This window comes from Ruegeria sp. BHSC043, from assembly GCF_059612985.1.
The window spans coordinates 108391-128070 of the sequence record NZ_JBXWRS010000003.1; the positions used below are offsets into that span (position 1 = coordinate 108391).

20 protein-coding genes are annotated in these 19680 nt (G+C 64.5%); 7 read left to right on the plus strand and 13 right to left on the minus strand.

The annotated features are described in order from the left end of the window. Positions 1-3: 3 nt before the first annotated feature. From gcvP to gcvT, 3 genes are all read right to left on the minus strand, one after another. Entirely contained in the window at positions 4-2859 is a 2856-nt protein-coding gene (gcvP, locus tag AC2FMM_RS07315; RefSeq protein WP_496796198.1) for an aminomethyl-transferring glycine dehydrogenase, read from the minus strand. Between the two features lie 143 nt (positions 2860-3002). Then, the gene (gene gcvH / locus AC2FMM_RS07320; RefSeq protein WP_496680648.1) at positions 3003-3368 is read right to left on the minus strand and encodes a glycine cleavage system protein GcvH; all 366 of its coding nucleotides are present in this window, start codon (positions 3366-3368) and stop codon (positions 3003-3005) included. 18 nt (positions 3369-3386) lie between these two features. Beyond that, positions 3387-4484, minus strand: coding sequence for a glycine cleavage system aminomethyltransferase GcvT (gene gcvT / locus AC2FMM_RS07325; RefSeq protein ID WP_496796199.1), 1098 nt, complete (start codon positions 4482-4484; stop codon positions 3387-3389). Between the two features lie 366 nt (positions 4485-4850). Between gcvT and AC2FMM_RS07330 the strand changes: the two genes are divergently transcribed. The 4 genes from AC2FMM_RS07330 to AC2FMM_RS07345 are packed head-to-tail and all read left to right on the plus strand — an operon-like array spanning position 4851 to position 8357. Next, on the plus strand, positions 4851-5501 hold the full coding sequence (locus tag AC2FMM_RS07330) for a histidine phosphatase family protein (RefSeq protein ID WP_496680644.1): 651 nt from the start codon (positions 4851-4853) through the stop codon (positions 5499-5501). 24 nt (positions 5502-5525) lie between these two features. Then, on the plus strand, positions 5526-6143 hold the full coding sequence (locus AC2FMM_RS07335; RefSeq protein WP_496796200.1) for a glutathione S-transferase family protein: 618 nt from the start codon (positions 5526-5528) through the stop codon (positions 6141-6143). Between the two features lie 12 nt (positions 6144-6155). After that, complete coding sequence (locus AC2FMM_RS07340) at positions 6156-7211, plus strand: saccharopine dehydrogenase (protein WP_496796201.1); 1056 nt, start codon at positions 6156-6158, stop codon at positions 7209-7211. A 3-nt stretch (positions 7212-7214) separates the two neighbouring features. Next, on the plus strand, positions 7215-8357 hold the full coding sequence (locus AC2FMM_RS07345; protein WP_496796202.1) for a saccharopine dehydrogenase family protein: 1143 nt from the start codon (positions 7215-7217) through the stop codon (positions 8355-8357). Between the two features lie 81 nt (positions 8358-8438). On the opposite strand, the gene AC2FMM_RS07350 is transcribed toward AC2FMM_RS07345, so the two are convergent. From AC2FMM_RS07350 to AC2FMM_RS07370, 5 genes are all read right to left on the minus strand, one after another. Then, on the minus strand, positions 8439-8642 hold the full coding sequence (locus tag AC2FMM_RS07350; RefSeq protein ID WP_496680635.1) for a hypothetical protein: 204 nt from the start codon (positions 8640-8642) through the stop codon (positions 8439-8441). A 41-nt stretch (positions 8643-8683) separates the two neighbouring features. Beyond that, positions 8684-8917 (minus strand): hypothetical protein, encoded by a 234-nt coding sequence (locus tag AC2FMM_RS07355; protein ID WP_496680633.1) that lies wholly within the window; start codon positions 8915-8917, stop codon positions 8684-8686. 128 nt (positions 8918-9045) lie between these two features. Next, complete coding sequence (locus AC2FMM_RS07360) at positions 9046-10029, minus strand: hypothetical protein (protein ID WP_496796203.1); 984 nt, start codon at positions 10027-10029, stop codon at positions 9046-9048. Positions 10030-10204: 175 nt separating this feature from the next. Further along, a complete protein-coding gene (locus AC2FMM_RS07365) occupies positions 10205-10522 on the minus strand; it encodes a DUF3775 domain-containing protein (protein WP_496680628.1) in 318 nt (105 codons plus the stop codon). A gap of 86 nt (positions 10523-10608) precedes the next feature. Further along, complete coding sequence (locus tag AC2FMM_RS07370; protein WP_496796204.1) at positions 10609-11379, minus strand: DUF1365 domain-containing protein; 771 nt, start codon at positions 11377-11379, stop codon at positions 10609-10611. A 138-nt stretch (positions 11380-11517) separates the two neighbouring features. Between AC2FMM_RS07370 and AC2FMM_RS07375 the strand changes: the two genes are divergently transcribed. From AC2FMM_RS07375 to AC2FMM_RS07385, 3 genes are read left to right on the plus strand one after another with little or no spacing between them, the layout of a single operon-like run. After that, complete coding sequence (locus tag AC2FMM_RS07375; RefSeq protein WP_496796205.1) at positions 11518-12174, plus strand: sigma-70 family RNA polymerase sigma factor; 657 nt, start codon at positions 11518-11520, stop codon at positions 12172-12174. 10 nt (positions 12175-12184) lie between these two features. Next, the gene (locus AC2FMM_RS07380) at positions 12185-12835 is read left to right on the plus strand and encodes a ChrR family anti-sigma-E factor (protein WP_496796206.1); all 651 of its coding nucleotides are present in this window, start codon (positions 12185-12187) and stop codon (positions 12833-12835) included. 56 nt (positions 12836-12891) lie between these two features. Continuing rightward, positions 12892-13296, plus strand: coding sequence for a hypothetical protein (locus AC2FMM_RS07385; RefSeq protein ID WP_496796207.1), 405 nt, complete (start codon positions 12892-12894; stop codon positions 13294-13296). Positions 13297-13299: 3 nt separating this feature from the next. On the opposite strand, the gene AC2FMM_RS07390 is transcribed toward AC2FMM_RS07385, so the two are convergent. The 5 genes from AC2FMM_RS07390 to AC2FMM_RS07410 form a co-directional block, all read right to left on the minus strand. Continuing rightward, complete coding sequence (locus AC2FMM_RS07390) at positions 13300-14538, minus strand: DNA recombination protein RmuC (protein WP_496680618.1); 1239 nt, start codon at positions 14536-14538, stop codon at positions 13300-13302. Positions 14539-14595: 57 nt separating this feature from the next. Continuing rightward, complete coding sequence (mutL, locus tag AC2FMM_RS07395; protein WP_496796208.1) at positions 14596-16458, minus strand: DNA mismatch repair endonuclease MutL; 1863 nt, start codon at positions 16456-16458, stop codon at positions 14596-14598. A gap of 283 nt (positions 16459-16741) precedes the next feature. After that, complete coding sequence (locus AC2FMM_RS07400; protein WP_496796209.1) at positions 16742-17671, minus strand: metal ABC transporter permease; 930 nt, start codon at positions 17669-17671, stop codon at positions 16742-16744. After that, positions 17668-18873, minus strand: coding sequence for a metal ABC transporter permease (locus AC2FMM_RS07405; RefSeq protein WP_496796210.1), 1206 nt, complete (start codon positions 18871-18873; stop codon positions 17668-17670). Before AC2FMM_RS07405 ends, AC2FMM_RS07400 begins: the two co-directional genes overlap by 4 nt. A gap of 3 nt (positions 18874-18876) precedes the next feature. Next, positions 18877-19680, minus strand: coding sequence for a metal ABC transporter ATP-binding protein (locus tag AC2FMM_RS07410; protein WP_496796211.1), 804 nt, complete (start codon positions 19678-19680; stop codon positions 18877-18879).

Here is a 19680-nt window from a genome sequence, read left to right on the forward strand (position 1 = left end):
TTTTTATTCGGCGGCTTCCTCGTACGCTTCCATGGGCGGGCATGTGCAGACGAGGTTCCGGTCTCCGTACGCGTTGTCGACGCGGTTGACGGGCGACCAGTATTTGTCGACGCCCATGGAACCCGGCGGGAAGCAGGCCTGTTCGCGGGTGTAGGGTCGGTCCCACTCGCCCACCAGGTCGCGCACCGTGTGGGGGGCGTTCTTCAGCGGGTTGTTCTCGGGGTCGATCTTGCCGTCGATCACGTCCTGCGCCTCGGCGCGGATCGACAGCATGGCGTCGCAGAAGCGGTCCAGCTCGTCCTTGGGTTCCGATTCCGTCGGTTCGACCATCAGCGTGCCGGCCACCGGCCAGGACATGGTCGGCGCGTGGAAGCCGCTGTCGATCAGCCGCTTGGCCACGTCATCGACAGTGATGTTGCCGGCCTCGGCCAGCGGGCGGGTGTCGAGGATGCATTCATGCGCCACCCGGCCGGACTCGGAGGTGTATAGGATCGGATAGGCCTCCTGCAGACGCGCGGCGATGTAGTTGGCGTTCAGGATCGCCACCTTGGTCGCCTGGGTCAGGCCCGCGCCGCCCATCAGCAGGACATAGGCCCAGCTGACCGGCAGGATTGACGGAGACCCGAAGGGCGCCGCCGAGACCGGACCCACGGCGGCACCGTATTCCGGGTGGCCCGGCAGGTAGGGCTCCAGATGCGCCTTGACGCCGATCGGGCCCATGCCGGGGCCGCCCCCGCCATGCGGGATGCAGAAGGTCTTGTGCAGGTTCAGGTGGCTGACGTCGCCGCCGATGTCGCCGGGGCGCGACAGGCCCACCATGGCGTTCATGTTGGCCCCGTCGATATAGACCTGCCCGCCGTGGTCATGGGTGATCTGACAGACTTCCTGCACGGTTTCCTCGAACACGCCGTGGGTCGAGGGATAGGTGATCATGCAGCCGGCCAGGTTGTCCGAGTGCTTCTCGGCCTTCTCGCGGAAGTCGGTCAGGTCGATGTTGCCCTTCGCGTCCGCCTTCACCGGCACCACCTGCCAGCCGACCATCTGTGCCGAGGCCGGGTTGGTGCCATGCGCCGAGGTCGGGATCAGGCAGACATTGCGGTGCCCCTGCCCGTTGGCGATGTGATAGTTGCGGATCGTCAGCAGGCCCGCATATTCGCCCTGCGCGCCCGAGTTGGGCTGCTGGCTGATCGCGTCATAGCCGGTGATCTGGCACAGCTTGTCGTTCAGATCGGCGATCATCTCGTGATAGCCCTGCGCCTGATCTTCCGGAACGAACGGGTGCATATTGGCGAACTCGGGCCAAGTGACCGGGATCATCTCGATCGTCGCGTTCAGCTTCATGGTGCAGCTGCCCAGCGGGATCATCGCCCGGTCCAGCGCCAGGTCGCGGTCGGCCAGACGGCGCATGTAGCGGGTCATCTCGGCCTCGGCCCGGTTCTTGTGAAAGATTGGGTGGGTCAGGTAGGGCGTCTCGCGCAGCGCATAGTCCGGCAGGCGGTACTGCTTGTTCGAGCTGTCGTCCTTCTTGTCGATGCCAAAGGCACCCCAGACGGCCTCGATCGTCTCGGACCGGGTCTGTTCGTCGAGGCTGATGCCGACGCGGGTCTCGCCCACCTTGCGGAGGTTGACGCCGCGCGCCACGGCCGCCTCCATGACGGTCTTCTGCAGCGGGCCGACCTCGACGGTGATGGTGTCGAAGAACACCTCGGGTTCGACCTTGAAGCCGTGCTCTTCCAGCCCGGCCGCGAGGCGCGAGGTCTTGCGGTGCACCGACTGCGCGATCGCCTTGATCCCGTCGGGGCCGTGGTACACGGCATACATCGAGGCGATCACCGCCAGCAGCGCCTGCGCGGTGCAGACGTTCGAATTGGCCTTCTCGCGGCGGATGTGCTGTTCGCGGGTCTGCAGCGCCAGGCGATAGGCCTTGTTGCCGCGGCTATCGATGCTGACGCCGATGATCCGACCCGGCATCGCCCGCTTGAGTTTGTCGGTGGTGGCCATGTAGGCGGCGTGCGGGCCGCCATAGCCCATCGGCACGCCGAAGCGCTGGGTCGAGCCCACGGCGATATCGGCGCCCATTTCGCCCGGGGATTTCAGCAGCGCCAGCGACAGGATGTCGGCGGCCACGATGGCGATGGCGTTGTGTTCATGCAGCGCCGCAATCTCCTTGGTGAAGTCGCGCACATGGCCATAGGTGCCCGGATACTGGAAGATCGCGCCAAAGACCGCGCCGGGATCCAGTTCGTCAGGATCGGCGACCTTGACGTCGATGCCCAGGGGCTCGGCCCGGGTCTTGATCACCGCGATGGTCTGCGGGTGGCAGTTGCGGTCAACGAAGAAGGCCGCGTTGTTGGCCTTGGACCGGCCGCCGCGCTTGGCCATCGCCATCGCCTCGGCCGCTGCGGTCGCCTCGTCCAACAGCGAGGCGTTGGCCACGTCCAGCCCGGTCAGGTCGCTGACCATGGTCTGGAAGTTCAACAGCGCCTCGAGCCGGCCCTGGCTGATCTCGGGCTGATAGGGCGTATAAGCGGTGTACCAGGCCGGGTTTTCCAGGATGTTGCGCAGGATCGGCGCAGGCGTGGTGGTGCCGTAATAGCCCTGACCGATCAGCGAGGTCAGAACCTTGTTCTTACCCGCCACTTTTTTCATGTGATAGAGCGCGTCGCGTTCCGTCATCGCCGGACCCCAGTCCAGCGGGTCTTTCTGCCGGATCGCCGGGGGGACGGTGGCGTCGATCAGATCGTCCAGCGTCTTGAAGCCGATTACCTTGAGCATGTCGCGCATCTCGGTCGGGCTGGGACCGATATGGCGGCGGTTGGCAAAGTCATAGGCTTCGTAGTCGGTCAGTTTGAAGGCCATTGCAGCGCTCCCATGGATAGGTCAGGCCCGGCGGAGACTGCGGGAGCCTCCGGCGGGGATATTTCTTGCCAGATGAAGGGCGGAGCCCAAATTCGGCGGTATATGAAAAACGATGGAGCCCCATGCCGGGACTCCGGTCGGGTTTACCCGATGAACGTCTTGTAGGCGGCCTCGTCCATCAGATCTTCCAGCTGCGCGGCATCGGTGATCTTGATCTTGTAGATCCACGCTTCGCCCTCGGGATCCTCGTTCAGCGCGCCCGGGTTGTCGGCCAGCGCTTCGTTCACCTCGAGGATCTCGCCATCGACCGGGGCATAGATCTCGGAGGCCGCCTTGACGGATTCGATCACCCCGATCTCGCCGTCCTTCTCGAACTCTTCACCCACCTCCTGCTGCTCGACGAAGACCACCTCGCCCAGCTGCTCGGCCGCGTGCTTGGTGATGCCCAGCGTGGCCGTGTCGCCCTCGACCGTCAGCCATTCATGTTCTTCGGAATAATAGGTTGCCATGATGTCTCTCTCCTGACTTCAACGCTTGTAATTCTGTTTGACGAAGGGCAGCGCCACGATCCGCGCCGGCTGCGCCTTGCCCCGGATGATCAGGCTCACCTGTTCGCCCGGCTCGGAGTGGCCAGCGGCGACATAGCCCATCGCAACCGGACCGCCGACCGTCGGGCCGAACCCGCCCGAGGTGATCTGACCGATCGTGTTGCCCTGAAGATCCTGCACCTCGACCCCCTGTCGCGCCGGGGCGCGGCCGTCGGGCTTGATCCCAACCAGCTTGCGCGTGGGGCCGGCGGCCAGCTCTTTCTGGATGCGTGCCGCGCCGGGAAAGCCGCCCTCTTCCTTGCGCCGCTTCTGGATCGCCCAGGCCAGGTTGGCTTCGATCGGCGAGGTGCTCTGGTCGATGTCATTGCCGTAAAGGCACAGCCCCGCCTCCAGCCGCAGGCTGTCGCGCGCGCCCAGGCCCGCCGGCTCGCAATCCTCATGCGCCAGCAGGGCGCGGGTGATCTCGATCGCCTTGTCCTCGGGGATCGAGATCTCGTAGCCGTCCTCGCCCGTGTAGCCCAGCCGCGAGATCCGGCATTCGACGCCATTGATAGGGGCCACGGTGGTTTCCATGAACTTCAGATCGCGGGCGGCCGGGCACAGTGCGCCCACCACGTCCTCGGCTTTCGGGCCCTGAACCGCCACCAGCGCGCGGTCGAAGATCTCGATCACCTCGACCCCGTCCAGATGCGCGCGCATGTGCGGAATGTCCTGATCGCGCAGCGCCGCGTTCACCACCACGAAGAAATGATCGCCCGCGTTCGACACGATCAGGTCGTCCATGATCCCGCCGTCTTCGTTGGTGAAGAACCCGTAGCGCGCCTTGCCTTCGGGCAGTGTCGCAAAAGCCTGCGGGCACAATGCCTCGAGCTTCTCGCCCACATTCTCACCCCGCAGGATCACCTGGCCCATGTGGCTCACGTCAAACAGCGCCGCCTTCTCGCGGCATTGCTTGTGCTCGCCCATGATCCCCAAAGGATACTGAACGGGCATCTCCCAGCCTGCAAAGTCAACCAGCTTGCCACCCAGTTCGACATGAAGAGCGTGCAGCGGCGTGCGGCGGAGCGTGTCTGTCATTTCAATGACCTTTCCTTGGATAAGACCGCAGGGGCTGTGTCACACCGGAAGGGAAGGCGGTCTCGACTCGACCCCATCCTAGCCCAATAAGCGCGACGCATGACCCCCATTCCTGCGGGTGAGACCGGATCAGCGGTGGCGTCAATCGGGTGGCGGTCATTGCGGCCCAAATCGCGATGCAAGACAAGAGGTATACGGCCGCATACGGCAGCCAATGTTCCTATAGGAAACTTTTTTCCGTTAAGCAACACGCGAATTGATCCGGGCCGCCTGTGTCGTGATCGCGAGATTTACGGCCCTGCCGGTCGAACGCCTCTGGCCCCTTGCGGAAACCTGCCCTAAGACTTCGCAGCAAGAGGGACGCACATGTCATACATCACATTGGTTCGCCACGGACAGGCCAACACCGCCGCGCGCGATGAGGTCAACTACGACAAGCTCAGCCCGCTGGGCCATCAGCAGGCACGGTGGCTGGGTGCCTATCTGCAAGACACGCGGGCGCATTACCCGCGCGTGTTCTGCGGCACCTTGACCCGCCACCTGGAAACGGCGGCCAGCATGGGCTTGCCGGATCCGGTCCGTGACCCGCGCCTGAACGAAATCGAGTATTTCACCCTAGCCAAACTGTTCGAGGAACAGCACGGCGTAGCGATCCCGACCGACCGCGAGGGCTTTGTCCGGCACCTGCCGCAGACATTCGAGGCCTGGGCGCGGGGCGATATCAAAGATGCGCCGGAAACCTTCGAACAGTTCGAAACCCGCGTCTCGGACGCTCTGCGAGAGATTCACGCCGGGGACGGGCCGGCCATCGTGGTGACCTCGGGCGGGTTGATCTCGATGGTGGTGCGGCAGGCGATGGGGCTGGACATTCCGGCGATGGCGCGGGTGGCCCTTGCCATCATGAACACGTCGTTGCATCGTCTGCACCCGATCGGGGCCGATCTGAGCCCCGTTCTGTTCAACGCGGTCCCGCATCTGGAAGCGCCCGACCGGCAGTTCGCCCAGACGCATCTGTAACCGCCCAACCCGACGGAGCCGCCGATGCAGCTGTACTATGCGCCCAACACCATATCGGTTGCGACCGCCATCACCTTGGAAGAGGCAGCGCTGGACTATCAGCCGGTCCGACTGGACTTCGCTTCGGGCGAGCAGACGACGGCGGCCTACAGGCAGATCAACCCCAAGGGGCGCGTGCCCGCGCTGGTGGTCAAGGGCGGCATTCTGACCGAGACCGGCGCCCTGCTGGAATTCATTGCCGCCAAGGCCCCCGAGGCCGGGCTTGTCCCCGACGACCCGCTGCAGGCGGCGCGGATGCGTGAGGTGATGTATTACCTGGCCTCGACGATGCATGTGAACCATGCGCACAAGATGCGTGGGCACCGCTGGGCCGACAGGAATTCCAGCTGGAAGGACATGGCGGCCAAGGTGGCCCAGACCATGACCGCATCCTGCAAGTATGTCGAGACGAACGGCCTGCGCGGCCCGTTCGTGCTGGGCGAAAGGTTCAGCCTTGCCGACCCGTATCTTTACGTGGTGTGCAGCTGGCTCGAGGGGGATGGGGTCGATGTTTCGGCCTTTCCCAAGATCGTCGCGTTTCGCGACGCGATGGAGGCGCGCGCATCCGTCAGGGCGGTTCGAGCCGCCGGGATGCTGGGATAACAGGAAGAACAGATGACACATCTTTGGGTCCGGGCCGAACAGCGCCCGAACGAGGAACGGGTGGGGCTGACGCCCGAGGGTGCGGCGCAACTGATCGACGCCGGCATCCGCGTGACGGTCGAGGAAAGCCATGTCCGCGCCATCCCGATCGACGGCTACCGCGCGGCGGGCTGCGAGATTGCGCCGGAAAACTCTTGGCCGGAGGCGCCGCTGGATGCGATCATCTTCGGCCTCAAGGAATTGCCCGAGGACGGCACGCCCCTGCCGCATCGCCACATCATGTTCGGTCATGCCTTCAAGGGCCAGCATTCGGGCCGAAAGCTTCTGGAGCGGTTCAAGGCCGGCGACGGCACGCTGTATGACCTGGAATACCTGGTGGACGAGACCGGGCGGCGCGTCGCGGCCTTCGGCTATTGGGCCGGGTATGCCGGCGCGGCGGTGACGCTTAAGACCTGGGCGGCGCAGCAGCGCGGCGAGATCTGCGGCCTCGTCGGCGCCTATCCCGGCAAGGATGCGCTGAACGCCGAACTTTTGGCCGAGTTGGACGCCACCGGCGCGCCCCGCCCCCGCGCCATCGTGATCGGCGCGCTGGGAAGGGTCGGCACCGGCGCGTCCGACCTGTGCGAGGCAATGGGGGTAGAGGTGACGAAATGGGACATGGCGGAAACCGCCCATGGCGGGCCGTTCCCCGAAATCCTCGAACACGACATCTTCCTCAACTGCATCTTCGCGCGGCCCGGAACCCCGGTCTTCGTCCCGCGCGAGGCGCTGAATGCCCCGCGCCAGCTGACCGCCATCGGCGACGTGGCCTGCGACCCCGACAGCGACTACAACCCGGTCCCGGTCTATGACCGCGCCACCACTTGGGAAGAACCCGCCCTGCGCGTGGCCACCGACCCGGTGCTGGACGTGATGGCCATAGACAACCTGCCCTCGATGCTGCCTGTCGAAAGCTCGGAAGACTACGCCGCGCAGCTTCTGCCCTCGCTGCTTGCGCTGACCGACATCGACAGCGGGGTCTGGGGCCGGGCCAAGGCGACATTCGAAACTCACATGAAGGGAATCTGAGCCATGACGATTCATTGGTGCGGCACCGGCCTGTCGGCCATTCCCGGCCTGCGACGCCTGATCGAGGCCGGCCACAAAGTGACCGTCTGGAACCGGACCGTCGAAAAGGCCCGCGCCGAGGTCGGCGACCTGACCGACGACATCCGGGCCTTCGACATCGACGCCTTGGGCGCGGTGCTGGGAAAAGGTGACGTGATCGTCTCGATGCTGCCGGGCGACTGGCACGTACCGCTGGCGGAACTGGCGATCGAGAAGAGCGCGCATTTTGTCTCGTCCTCCTACATCGCGCCCGAAATGCGCACGCTGGACGACAAGGCTCGCGAGGCCGGCGTCGCGCTGGTCAATGAGGTCGGGCTGGATCCGGGCATCGACCACCTGATGGCCCATGCGCTGGTCGACGATTACCGCGCCTCCGACGCCTTCGACCCGGAAAACCACCTCAGCTTCATTTCCTATTGCGGCGGCATCCCCAAGAACCCGAACCCGTTCCGCTACAAGTTCAGCTGGTCGCCCCTGGGCGTGCTCAAGGCGCTGCGCTCGCCCTCGCGGTCGATCCGCGATTATGCCCCGCTGGACGTGGCCCGGCCCTGGGACGCGATCAGCACCTATGTCGCGCCGCTGCCCACGCCCGAAAGTTTCGAGGTCTATCCGAACCGCGACTCGATCCCCTTCATGCAGCAGTACCATTTCGAGGAGCACTGGCCGGTCAAGGAATTCGTCCGCGGCACCCTGCGGCTGAACGGCTGGTCGGATGCGTGGTCGGAGGTGTTCCGCGAAATCGAAACGCTGGAAGGCCCCGAGGGCGATGCCCGGCTCAAGGAAATGTCCGACCAGTTCTGGGCCGAGAACGCCTATGAAGAGGGCGAGCCCGACCGCGTTGTGCTCTGCGTCGGCCTGAAGGCCGAGAAGGACGGCAGGCCGGTCTGGCACAAGACCTATGTGATGGACGCCTGGGGCGACGCGCGCGGCAGCGCCATGGCCCGCCTCGTCTCAATCCCGGTCTCGCTTGCGGTCGAGGCGGTGCTGAACCGCGCCATCCCCGCTGGAGTCCACGCCGCCCCCAGCGACCCGAAACTGGTCCAGGCCTGGATGGCCGAGATCGACAAGCTAGCGCAGCACCTGCAGGAGGTCGACCACCTGGCCTGAACCAACCAAAAAGCCATTCCGGACGCACCGGAATGGCTTTTTTTCCGGCTGGACAAGACTGTCCGATCGTCGCCTCGGGCGTCAGATGTAGCGCTCGATCGTTTCCTCAAGATCGCTGCGGTTGATCCCCAACTCGGACAGATGATGATCGCTCAACGTATTCAAATGCTGAGCGGCACTTACGATATCGCCCTTGATCGCGTGAATGCGCATGGCTCTGTCAAACAATAACAAAGCGCTGGCGGTCGGCTCATGTCGGCTGGTCGGTATGACGCGGTCAAACATTTTCCCTTCCTCCCCGGATGGTTGCATGGGCTGGGCGTCAGTCAACGCGACTGCCGATATGGTGCGTTGCGATAAACGCTCTGGTATGCGCGGCGATTGATCTCCGTTCGATCGACACCGATGTCCTTCAGCCGATCATGGCTGAGCCGCTCGAGATCGCGCACGGTTTTTGCCAGGATACGGCGGCGGGATCGTTCAACTCTGGCATCCGTGTATTTGGCGAATATGCCCCTAATCAGGCTGGATTGAAGCTTTTCTGTTCGTGCGGTTGCCATTGTCGTGTCCTCCCGAAAACTGAGCTGCGATGCAGCACTGACACTAGATAAAGGAGGCCTACGTTAACGGTTCCGGACCGAACCATTAAGCCGAGTTAATCCTTTGCCGAAACGAAAGGTGAAGCGTGTCATTGGCCTGCTGGCAAAGTCGCGCGCAGGGCAAAAGCCGTGGCGGGATCGGTTTCCGGATCAAACAGCAGCTTGCGCAATCGCGGCACCAGCGTCTCGTCGCCCCAATCGCGGACAGCAAATGCAATACGCGCCGCGTTTTCGGTGTCTGTTTCCAAAACTTCGGCAAAGATTGCTACGATGGCCGCGCGATGTGCTGGCAACGCGTTGCCAGCATCGACGAGGGCGCGAACCAATGCTCGTGCGTCTTCACTGGCCGCTACAGGAGAACGAAGCGACTGTGCGATCGCGACAAGCGCGACTGCGCCATCCACCTCGATTGCCGCAAGCGCCCAATCCCGCAGGTTGAGACCACCGGTTTCCAACGCGCCCGGATAGACGGACTTTACAGCAGCCAAGGCCGCGTCGTCGGATTGCAAACCCAGCATACGAATGGAGGCAGGTGCATAGGCAATTCGGTTCAGATTGCGCAGGTCATGCAACAGCTGCCGGGTAGAAGCGCTGTCGCGATGCCCGCGCACGATATCGTAAGGTGCGCGGTGCAATTCAATCAGGGCGGTATTGCGCAACAGGCGATCATCATCCTGAAGAAAACCTGCAAAAAATGCGACCCGCTCAGCCGAAGCGGATCCACCAATGCTCCAGCCCGGCCCCTGTGCAAGTACCAACGCCACAAAGTCTTTCCGCGCGGGCGTCATCAAGAAGCCTTTGGTCCAGCCATGCACCAAAGCGCGCCCGGCCCGGTCACGACTGTCGGGGCCGTACATCATCAATACCGAACGATCCGGATCCGCTCGCACCGCCGCCCGCGTCACGCTATCGACCAAAAATGGGATTTCGGGCAAAACCGCCAAGTCTTTGCTGTTGCCCTTCAACACCTCGACGGGCACGTATCGGAACGGGTTGTCTGTTGTCGGTGCGGCCAGAACCACGAATTGCGACATCATCAAACGGTCGGCCAGCGAATGCTCGGGCAGCGTCACGCATACCGTGCAAGCCCGCGCCGGGCTGTTCAGAACGAATAAGGCGCACAGCAATGCCAGAACTTGCAACAGAGTTACTTGACTCGAAATGTGCCGCCTCTCCACCACGCCGCCTCATCAAAAACCAGGGACCTAGCTCACCATACCAAATGCGCGTGTCCGTGGCGACAGCGGTTCACATCAGATCGTTTTCCACATCCTCGGCCGAGATTCCAAGTGCGTCCAATCCATTTTCCAGGTGGTCAGACATATGCGGCGTACCGATCAGATAGTCGGCGCAGGGGGTCGAGGCCTCGGCCCGCGCGGTTGCGATCGCCTCGGCCAGGTCCTCGGGGAAAAAGCTTTCGCGACCGATCCACATGATCGCGACCAGCTCGGCCTGCTCGTCCTCGCTCATCCGGTCGATGAAGGCGCGCAGTTCGCCTTCGGCCCGGTGCAGTTCGCGCCCCATCAGGGCAACCTGAGCCACTTTTCTGGGCGAGATTTCCAGCATCGGTGTCAACTCCTCTGTCCGCGTTTGCCCCCCATCTGAACCATCCGCACCGGGCGTCGTCCTTGATCTTGCGCAAATTGCGCCGGTCACTCGTGCGACCGCGACACGGGGTCGGCCGGCACCGGCGCGGTGCGGAACGGCAGGAAGGGCGCTTTCCTGACCCACAGCCTGAGCGCCTGCCAGTGGATCAGAAAGACCGCACGCCGGGCCCCGAATGGCCGCCGCAGCAACGACCACAGGATCGCCCGGTTGGTGAGCGCCCGGCGCGGGCCGGTAAGCGTGGCGATCAGTCCGCCCCCGTCGCGCCCATAGTCGATCCAAACGCCAACCCGGTCGGGCCGGAAATCGAAGCGGAAGGTATATGTCCCCTCGATCTTCTGGAACGGGGACACATGCATGAGCTTCTCTGCACGGATGCGATCCGATGGCCCGATCGGTCCAAATCCGGGCTTGTGGCAGACATAGCTGTGGCGCGTGCCGTAGGTATTGGTGACCTCGGCCACGACTGCATAGGGTTGGTCCGCATCATCGAGGCAGAACCAGAAACTGACCGGGTTGAACACATGGCCGAAGACTCTGGGTTGCGTCAGCAGGGCGATCCGGGCGGGCTGCGGAATGTCCATTTCCTGAAGGCGCGCGCGTAGCCAGACGGCCCCACTGCCCCGCCCTGGCAGGCCACCGTGGTCGCGGATGCGCCAATTGGTGATGTTGGCGCGGTCCACCGAGAAAAGAAGCGGCGTCCGCGGCCGGACTTCGGGATCGAGCAGAATATAGTCGACTGAATAGCGAAAGGCGTTCTCGATCGCACCTTTCCTGCCGTGATAGGTGTGGGCGGGGACGAATTCGATCGAAGTCATAAACTGGTGCCGTCTTCAACTGCTTGAGGCCGCACGGTTTTTCGTGCGGCTTTCATTTTGTGTACGAAAATTATCCGTTTTCGGATCAAAAATCTCGTTTCCTGTGATCCAGCTTGGGCCAAGCGTCGTAATGCGGTTATGTTTACCGAGATCGACACCGTTGATTTGGACAGTGCCGCGGCAGAAACCGCGGCACAGCGCGCCAGCAGCGGTAGCAAACGAACCAAGGGAAGTTCGGTGAACGCAACACAAACGAATGGCGCAGCGCGGTGCCCGTGGATCGACCACGTGAAGCGTATCCGCGAGGCGCAGGATCAGACGGCCTTTGCCGAGCTGTTCCAGCACTTTGCCCCTCGGGTCAAGGCGTTCCTGATCCGTTCGGGGTCCGACGCCGGTTTGGCCGAGGAGTGCGCGCAAGAGGTCATGGCGACGCTGTGGCACAAGGCCCATCTGTTCGACCCGACGCGGGCGACGGTATCCACCTGGGTCTTCACGATTGCGCGGAACAAACGCATCGACGCCCTGCGCAAGCAGCGGCGTCCCGAACCGGAAGAACTGACCTGGGGCCCCGAGGCGGAGCCCGAACAGGCTGACGTGGTTGCGTTGCAGCAGGAAACGGCGCAGTTGCGCACGGCCCTGCGCGAGCTGCCCGAGGCACAAAGGGAACTGATCGTGAAAGCCTATTTCGGCGACCTGAGCCACCGCGAGATTGCCGCGCAGACGGGTTTGCCGCTGGGTACGATCAAATCGAGAATACGACTGGCGCTGGATCGCCTGCGCCACGCGATGAACTGAGATGACAAATATGAGCAACGCGATCAAACACCACCTGACAGACGATCTGCTGATGGCCTATGCCGCGGGCGCCTTGCCCGAGGCATTTGACCTGATGGTCGCCACGCACATCTCGTTGTGCGACCACTGCCGCGCGCGCGCCGAAAGCTACGAGGCCGTCGGCGGGCATCTGCTGGAAGATCAGGACGACACGGTGGCGATGAGCCAGGATTCGCTGGCGGCAACCATGGCGCTTATCGCGCAGAGCGCGCCCGCGTCGAAACCCAAGCGCGCGGCCTGCAGTGTTCTGCCCGCCCCGTTGCAGGATTACGTTGGCGGCGATGTGCACAGCATCCGCTGGAAATCGATCGGCATGGGCGTCAAGCAGGCCATACTTCCGACCAGCAACGAAGCATCCGCACGCTTGCTGTTCATCCCGGCCGGTGCTGCGGTACCCGATCACGGCCACAAAGGCATGGAGCTGACCATGGTTTTGCAAGGCGCATTTTCCGACGAGGTGGACCATTTCGCCCGCGGTGACGTCGAGATCGCAGACGAGGACTTGGAACACACGCCCGTGGCCGACATGTCCGAGGATTGCATCTGCCTGGCCGTGACCGACGCTCCGCTGAAGTTCAATAGCCTGATCCCACGTTTGGTGCAGCCCTTCCTGCGAATCTGAACGGTCCCTCGGTTGTGCTAGGCTTGGAGCCGGGAATCACCGGGAGGATATGCAGAATGTTGAAACAAGCTCTGGCAGCCCTGTTCATTGCCGTTGTGGCCTTGCCCGCCTTGGCCCAAAGGAAAGCCGAGGTGAAATTCCATCCCGGAAATTTCGGCTCCATGGTCAGCGGCACCATCACGGGTGATGAATATTTCGACTACGTACTGGGTGCGAAGGGCGGGCAGGAACTGTTTGCCGAGCTTCAGGTCAGCGACACCAACGGCAACGGCGTGATCTATTTCAACATCCTGCCGCCGGGCAGCGACGGGGTCGCGATCTACAATGGCTCGGTCAACGGCAATACCGCCCGGATCAACCTGCCCGAGGACGGAGACTATACCATCCGCGTCTACCTGATGGGCAATGACCGGGACACCGGCAAGACCGTGGGCTACAATCTAGACCTATCAATCCAGTAGGCCTCAGCCCTCGGACTTGCCCAGCGGCACCACGTTGGCGCGGTCCTCGGGGGCCAGTTCCTCGAAATCGAAATTGTCCAGCCGCTGCGCCCGGCGACCGGCTTTTTCGGCACTGATCTTGATTTCCGAGATATCCTTGGCCGCCTGACCGAAATGCCGGTCGAGATTGGCCACCCGGTCGCCCAGACGCTCGACATCCTTGTGCAGCATACCCAGTTCCTTGCGGATCGCGCCCGCCTGTTCGCGCATCCGCGCGTCCTTGAGTATGGCGCGCATCGTGTTCAGCGTGGCCATGCAGGTGGTGGGCGAGACGATCCAGACCCGTTTCGAGAAACTCTCCTGCACCAGTTCGGGGAACTTGGCGTGCAGTTCGGCATAGACCGCCTCGGAGGGCAGGAACATCAGCGCCCCGTCGGCGGTTTCACCGTCCAAAATGTACTTGGTCGAGATGTCTGTGATGTGCTTGCGCACCGTGCTGCGGAACATCTGCACCGCCGCCTTCAACTCCATGTCACTGCCCGCGCCCACCAGCGCCTCATAGGCTTCCAGCGGGAACTTGCTGTCGATCACGATGGGCCCCGGCGGGTTGGGCAGGCGGATCAGACAGTCGGCGCGTTTGCCGTTCGACAGGGTCGCCTGCAGCACATAGCTGTCCGAGGGCAGCGCCTTGGACACGATGTCGTTCAACTGGATCTCGCCGAAGGCGCCGCGGGTCTGCTTGTTCGACAGGATGTCCTGCAGCGACAGCACGTCGCCCGACAGCTTGGTGATGTTGTCCTGCGCCTTGTCGATGGCGGCCAGACGCTCTTGCAGCTGGGTCAGCGAGGTCGCGGTCTGTTTCGAGGTGCCGTGCAGGGTTTCCTTCATCCGCTCCTGCATTTCGGCCAGCGCGCGGGCGGATTTCATGGCGTTGTCGGCCAGCCGGTCGTTCATGTGCTGTTGCACTGCCGACAGGCGTGCCTCGACCGTCTGGATCACCTGCACCTGCGCATTGGCCTGCGTGTCCGAGACATGCTGCAACCCGCCGCGCAGCTGTTCCTGCCCCTGCCCCAACTGCTGCACATGCTGGCCCAGATAGGCCAGCTGCTGCGCCAGCGGCTCGGCCATCCGGGCCGAGCGGTTGGCCGCGCGTAGGGCCAGAAACAGCAGGACGAGGATCAGCAGAACCACCCCCGCCCCGATCAGGGCGGCCATCACCATGGGGTCTTCCAGCGAATATCGGGTGCCTGCAATCTCGATCATCTCAACCTGCGTGTTCTTGTTTTGTTTCTTCTTTTCTATCGCCGACCGGCGGCCGGATCAACTGCGGCCGAACAACCGTTCGATATCGCCCAGCTTCAGTTCCACGTAAGTCGGCCGCCCGTGGTTGCACTGGCCGGAATGGGGCGTGGCCTCCATCTCGCGCAACAGGGCGTTCATCTCTTCGGCGCGCATCCGGCGGCCCGAACGGACCGAGCCATGGCAGGCCACGCGGCTGAGGATCGCCTCGATCCGCGCCTGCACCGTCTGGCTTTCGCCCTGATCGGCCAACTCGTCCAGAATATCCAGGATCATCGCCCGCGCGTTGACCTCGCCCAGAATGGCCGGGGTCTCGCGCACCGCCACCGCGCCGCCGCCGAAGGGTTCGATGGTCAGGCCCAGGCGCGACAGGTCATCGGCCACCGCGAGCAGGCGGGCGCAGTCGCCCTCGGAAAGTTCGACGATCTCGGGGATCAGCAGCGCCTGCGCGGCCACGCCGTTCTCAGCCATCTGTTTCTTCAGTTTCTCATAGACCAGCCGTTCATGCGCGGCGTGTTGGTCCACGATCACCATACCGTCGGCGGTCTGGGCGATGATGTAGTTTTCATGCACCTGCCCGCGCGCGGCCCCCAGGGGCAGATGTTCGGGTGGCGTCTGGTCGGGCTGTGCAGAGGCGGGTTCGGCCACGGGCTCGACCACGCTACCGCTGTAGGCTTTGGCCAGATCGGCAAATCCGGGCGCCTGCGCCTGATAGGCCACCGACCGCGCCGCAGGCGACGGCCGGTCCATCTGATAGACCCGCGCGGGCGCCGCCGGGGCCGGTTCCGGCCGCATCGCGCCAAGCGTCGCATTGGCCACGGTGGTCGAGGCGCGGTGCCCCGCCTCGGCCAGCGCGTGCCGCAGGCTCGAGACGATCAACCCGCGCGCCACGCCGGGATCGCGGAACCGCACCTCGGATTTCGCGGGGTGCACGTTTACGTCGACCAGCGTAGGATCGCAGTCCAGAAACAGCGCCGCCGCCGGGTGCCGGTCGCGGCTGAGGAAATCGAAATAGGCTGCCCGCAGCGCCCCGGTCAGCATCTTGTCGCGCACCGGTCGGCCGTTGACGAACAGGAACTGCGCCACTGCGGCCCCGCGCGAATAGGTGGGCAGCGCGGCATATCCGTACAGCCGGATCCCCTCGCGGGTAGCGTCTATCTGCAAGGCATTCTCGGCAAACTCGCGCCCCAGAATGCGGGCCAGACGGGCGTGCAGCGCGTCGAACAGGTCTCCGTTCTCGCGGTCGGCGCGAAACACCACGCGCCCCTCGCCCCCGCCCGAGACATCGCTCAGGGTGAAGGTGATGGAGGGTTCCGCCATGGCCAGCCGCTTGACCGTGTCCGAGATCGCCTGCGCTTCGGCCCGGTCGGTGCGCATGAATTTCAGCCGCGCGGGCGTGGCATAGAACAGGTCGCGCAGTTCGACCACGCTGCCCGCGCGCAGGGCTGCCGGTTTCACCGGCTCCATCTGGCCGCCGGCCACGCGGATCTGGGCCGCCTCGGCCCCCCGCGCGCGGCTGGTGATGGTCAGACGCCCCACCGCACCCAGCGAGGGCAGCGCCTCGCCCCGGAACCCGAAGGTGTGGATGTTGAGCAGGTCCGACCCGTCGATCTTGGAGGTCGCGTGGCGCGACAGGGCCAGCGGCAGATCCTCGGGCGCGATGCCGCACCCGTCGTCGGTGACGCGAATCAAGGTTTTGCCGCCATCGGCGATGTCGATGGCGATCCGGGTGGCCCCAGCGTCGATCGCGTTTTCCACCAGTTCCTTGACGGCCGAGGCCGGGCGTTCGACCACTTCACCGGCGGCGATGCGGTTGATCGCGGCTTCGTCGAGTTGCCGGATTACGGGGCGATTTTCGCTGATATTGGGGTTTGCCTGCGCCATACCGCTAGACCTAGCACAATCGCACGCGATTCTGCCACAGGTTTGGACAGGTTCAGGAGAGGGGGGTCGGATCGTCCGGGCCATCGAAACCGGCAAGCTCGACAGGTTGCCTGTATCATCGCGACTGCCCGAACGACCCGAGGTGAGTGGTGGTCGTGCATTTTGCAATGGCTGGGGATGTAGCACGATGTGCCGCTCAAAGCGCGTCCTGATTTCCGCCCCGCCCGGTCTCGGCGAAGTTTGGCCGAAGCAGTGCGGGTCCCGGCGGCGAAAACCTGCGGAATCAACCGGTGCCCGGCACCCCCGCCCGCCCGCGGCATGGCCCGAAAGCGGCGGTCAGGGCCAGGATGACACCCGAGACCGTGGCGATCATGCCGGCGGCACTGACCGCATCGGCCCAGCCCAGCCACAGCGGCCCATAGCCCGCCAGGGCATAGCCGATCACGGCCGACAGCACCGCGAAAAGGACGCTCCAGCCGATCTGGGCCTCGAGCCGGTTGGTCATCATCCGGGCAGCGGCAGGCGGGCAGATGAACATCGCGATCACGATGATCGAGCCCACCGCGTCGAACGCAGCCACCGCTGAGATCGCCGCGACCAGCACCAACGCAAGGCCGAGCGCGCCGGTGCGGATGCCGATCGTGCGGGCGAACCCTTCGTCGAAGGTCGAAATCTTGAGCGGCCGCCAGAACAGTCGGATGAACAGGCTGACGGCCAGCAGCGTGACCGCGATCCGCGGCAGTTCCGGTGGCAATCCGGCCAGCGCCACCGGATCCAGAACCGAGGCCCAGCCCGTCGCGTCCAGCCAGATCAGGCTTTCGAGGTTGCCATACAGCGCGTGTTCCACGTCCAGATGCACGCTCGAGGTGTCGGTCTGTTCCAGCAGCAACACCCCGGCGGCGAACATGGTGGTGAACACCACGCCCATCGCCGCGCCCGGCTCGATCCGGCCCAGCCGCCGGATGGCCTCGATCAGGATCACCGCCACTGCGGCCGCGCCTGCCGCGCCCAGCATCATCGGCCAGGTCGAGATCACCCCGGTCAGCAGAAACGCCACCACGATGCCCGGCAGCACCACATGGCTGATCGCATCGCCGATCAGGGCCTGCCGGCGCAGCAGCAGGAAATTGCCCGGCAGCGCACAGGCCACCGCCGCGCAAATGCCGATCAGCAGTGGCGTCAAGGACAGTGAAACGAATTCTTCACCGCTCATGTGCGCACCTCATGCGGGGGGCCGATTCGGCGGTCGATCTCGTCGATCTGATCGCGGGTCAGGACGGTTTCGATTTCGCGCAGGCCGTCATATTGCGCCGCTGCGGCTTCGTGCGTCTGATCCGCGCGCACGAGGCCCCAGCGCCTTTCGTCGCGCAACGCCTTGGCCGCCCGCGCCCGACCCGCATCGGTGGCCACGCCGTCGGCCCGCATCAGCCCGGACCGGCGCAACAGACGCCGGGTATAGGGTTCATAGACTTCCTGCCCCTGCGCCAAAGCCAAAAGGCCCTGCCGGATATGAACGCGGCGCTGAAACCGCCGGTGACGCACCACCGCGGCCAAGACGCCGCGCACCGGCGCCAGCAACAGCGATAGCGCAAAAAGCGCAAAGCTGATCAGCACGATGATCGGGCCGGTCGGAAGGTTCGGGGCCGAGGCGGATACGGCCGCGCCCAGATACCCCGCCAGCCCCCCGGCGAGCCCCGACAGCAGCACCACCCGATCCGCCCGGTCCGACCAGAACCGCGCCGTAACCGGCGGGATGATCAGAAGGGCCACGACCAGGATCAGGCCGACGATCTTCAAGCCGATCACCGTGACCGCCATCACCAGGCCCATCATCGCCAGGTCAACGCGATGCACCGGCACCCCCGCAGCTGCTGCGTATTCGGCGTCGAAGGCCACCATCAGCATCGGGCGACGCAGGATCATGACCAGCAGCACGGTCGCCGCCCCGCCCACCGCGATGATCAGCGCGTCGGCAAACAGCATCCCCGCGGTCGAGCCCAGCAGGAACCCCTCAAGCCCCGCCTGACGGCCAACGCCCATCGTCTGGATCACCGTCAGCAGCACTACGCCGAACCCGAAGAACACCGACAGAACGGCCCCGATCGCTGCATCCTCGGCCAACCGGGTGCGCCGGGTCAGGCCGATGATGCACAACAGCCCCACCCAGGCCGACAGCGCCGAGCCCGCCAGCAGGCCGGGCAGGTTGCGCCCCTCGCCGCCCAGCGCCACCATGACCATGAAGGCGATGCAGACGCCCGGCAAGGTCGCATGGCTGATCGCATCGCTGACCAGCGCCCGTTTGCGCAGAAACAGGAAGGTACCGGTCACCCCGGCGGCAAACCCCAGAAGCGTCGCCCCGATAGCGACCAAAGTGGCGTTGTACCCCAGTTGCAGGGTCAGCGCGTCCCACAGCATGGCCTAGCCCAGCGCCCCGGCGATCTGGTCGATCTGCGCCGTGGCCAGACGCCCGCCATAGGTCGCCTGCAGGGTCTCGGCGGTAAAGGCCTCGGCCACGGGGCCTTCGGCGATCTTGCGCGTGTTGATCAAGAACACATGGTCGAAATAATCGGTGACGGTGGCCAGATCATGATGCACGGCGACAACCGTCTTGCCGGCCTGTTTCAACCCCTTCAGAACGCTGATGATGGCCTTTTCGGTGGCGGCATCGACGCCGGCAAAGGGTTCGTCCAGCAGGTACAGGTCGGCCTCCTGCGCCAGCGCGCGCGCCAGAAAGACACGCTGCTGCTGACCGCCCGACAACTGGCCGATTTGCCGGTCGGCGAATTCATGCATCCCGACCCGATGCAGACAGTCCATCGCGCGGGCCATGTGCCGCATGCGCACCCGGCCCAGCAGGCCCAGCTCGCGCGACAGCCCCATCAGGACCACGTCGATCACGCGGGTGGGGAAATCCCAATCGACGCTGGCGCGCTGCGGCACATAGGCGATGCGGGCGCGCTCTTTCTCAAGCGGCCTGCCAAAGACGGTGACCTGCCCGGATACCGGCCGGACGATGCCCAGCGCGGCCTTCAGCAGGGTGGACTTGCCCGCGCCATTCGGGCCGATGATCGCGGTCATCGACCCCGGTTGAACGGTGATGTCCACGGAAAACACGGCCGGTTTCTGGTTGTAGGACACGGTCAGCCCGCGAATGGCCAGCGGGCTGGCCTGAACCGACGGATCGGTCGGGCGGGTGCCCTGTTTCGCGGCAAGCTCAACCAT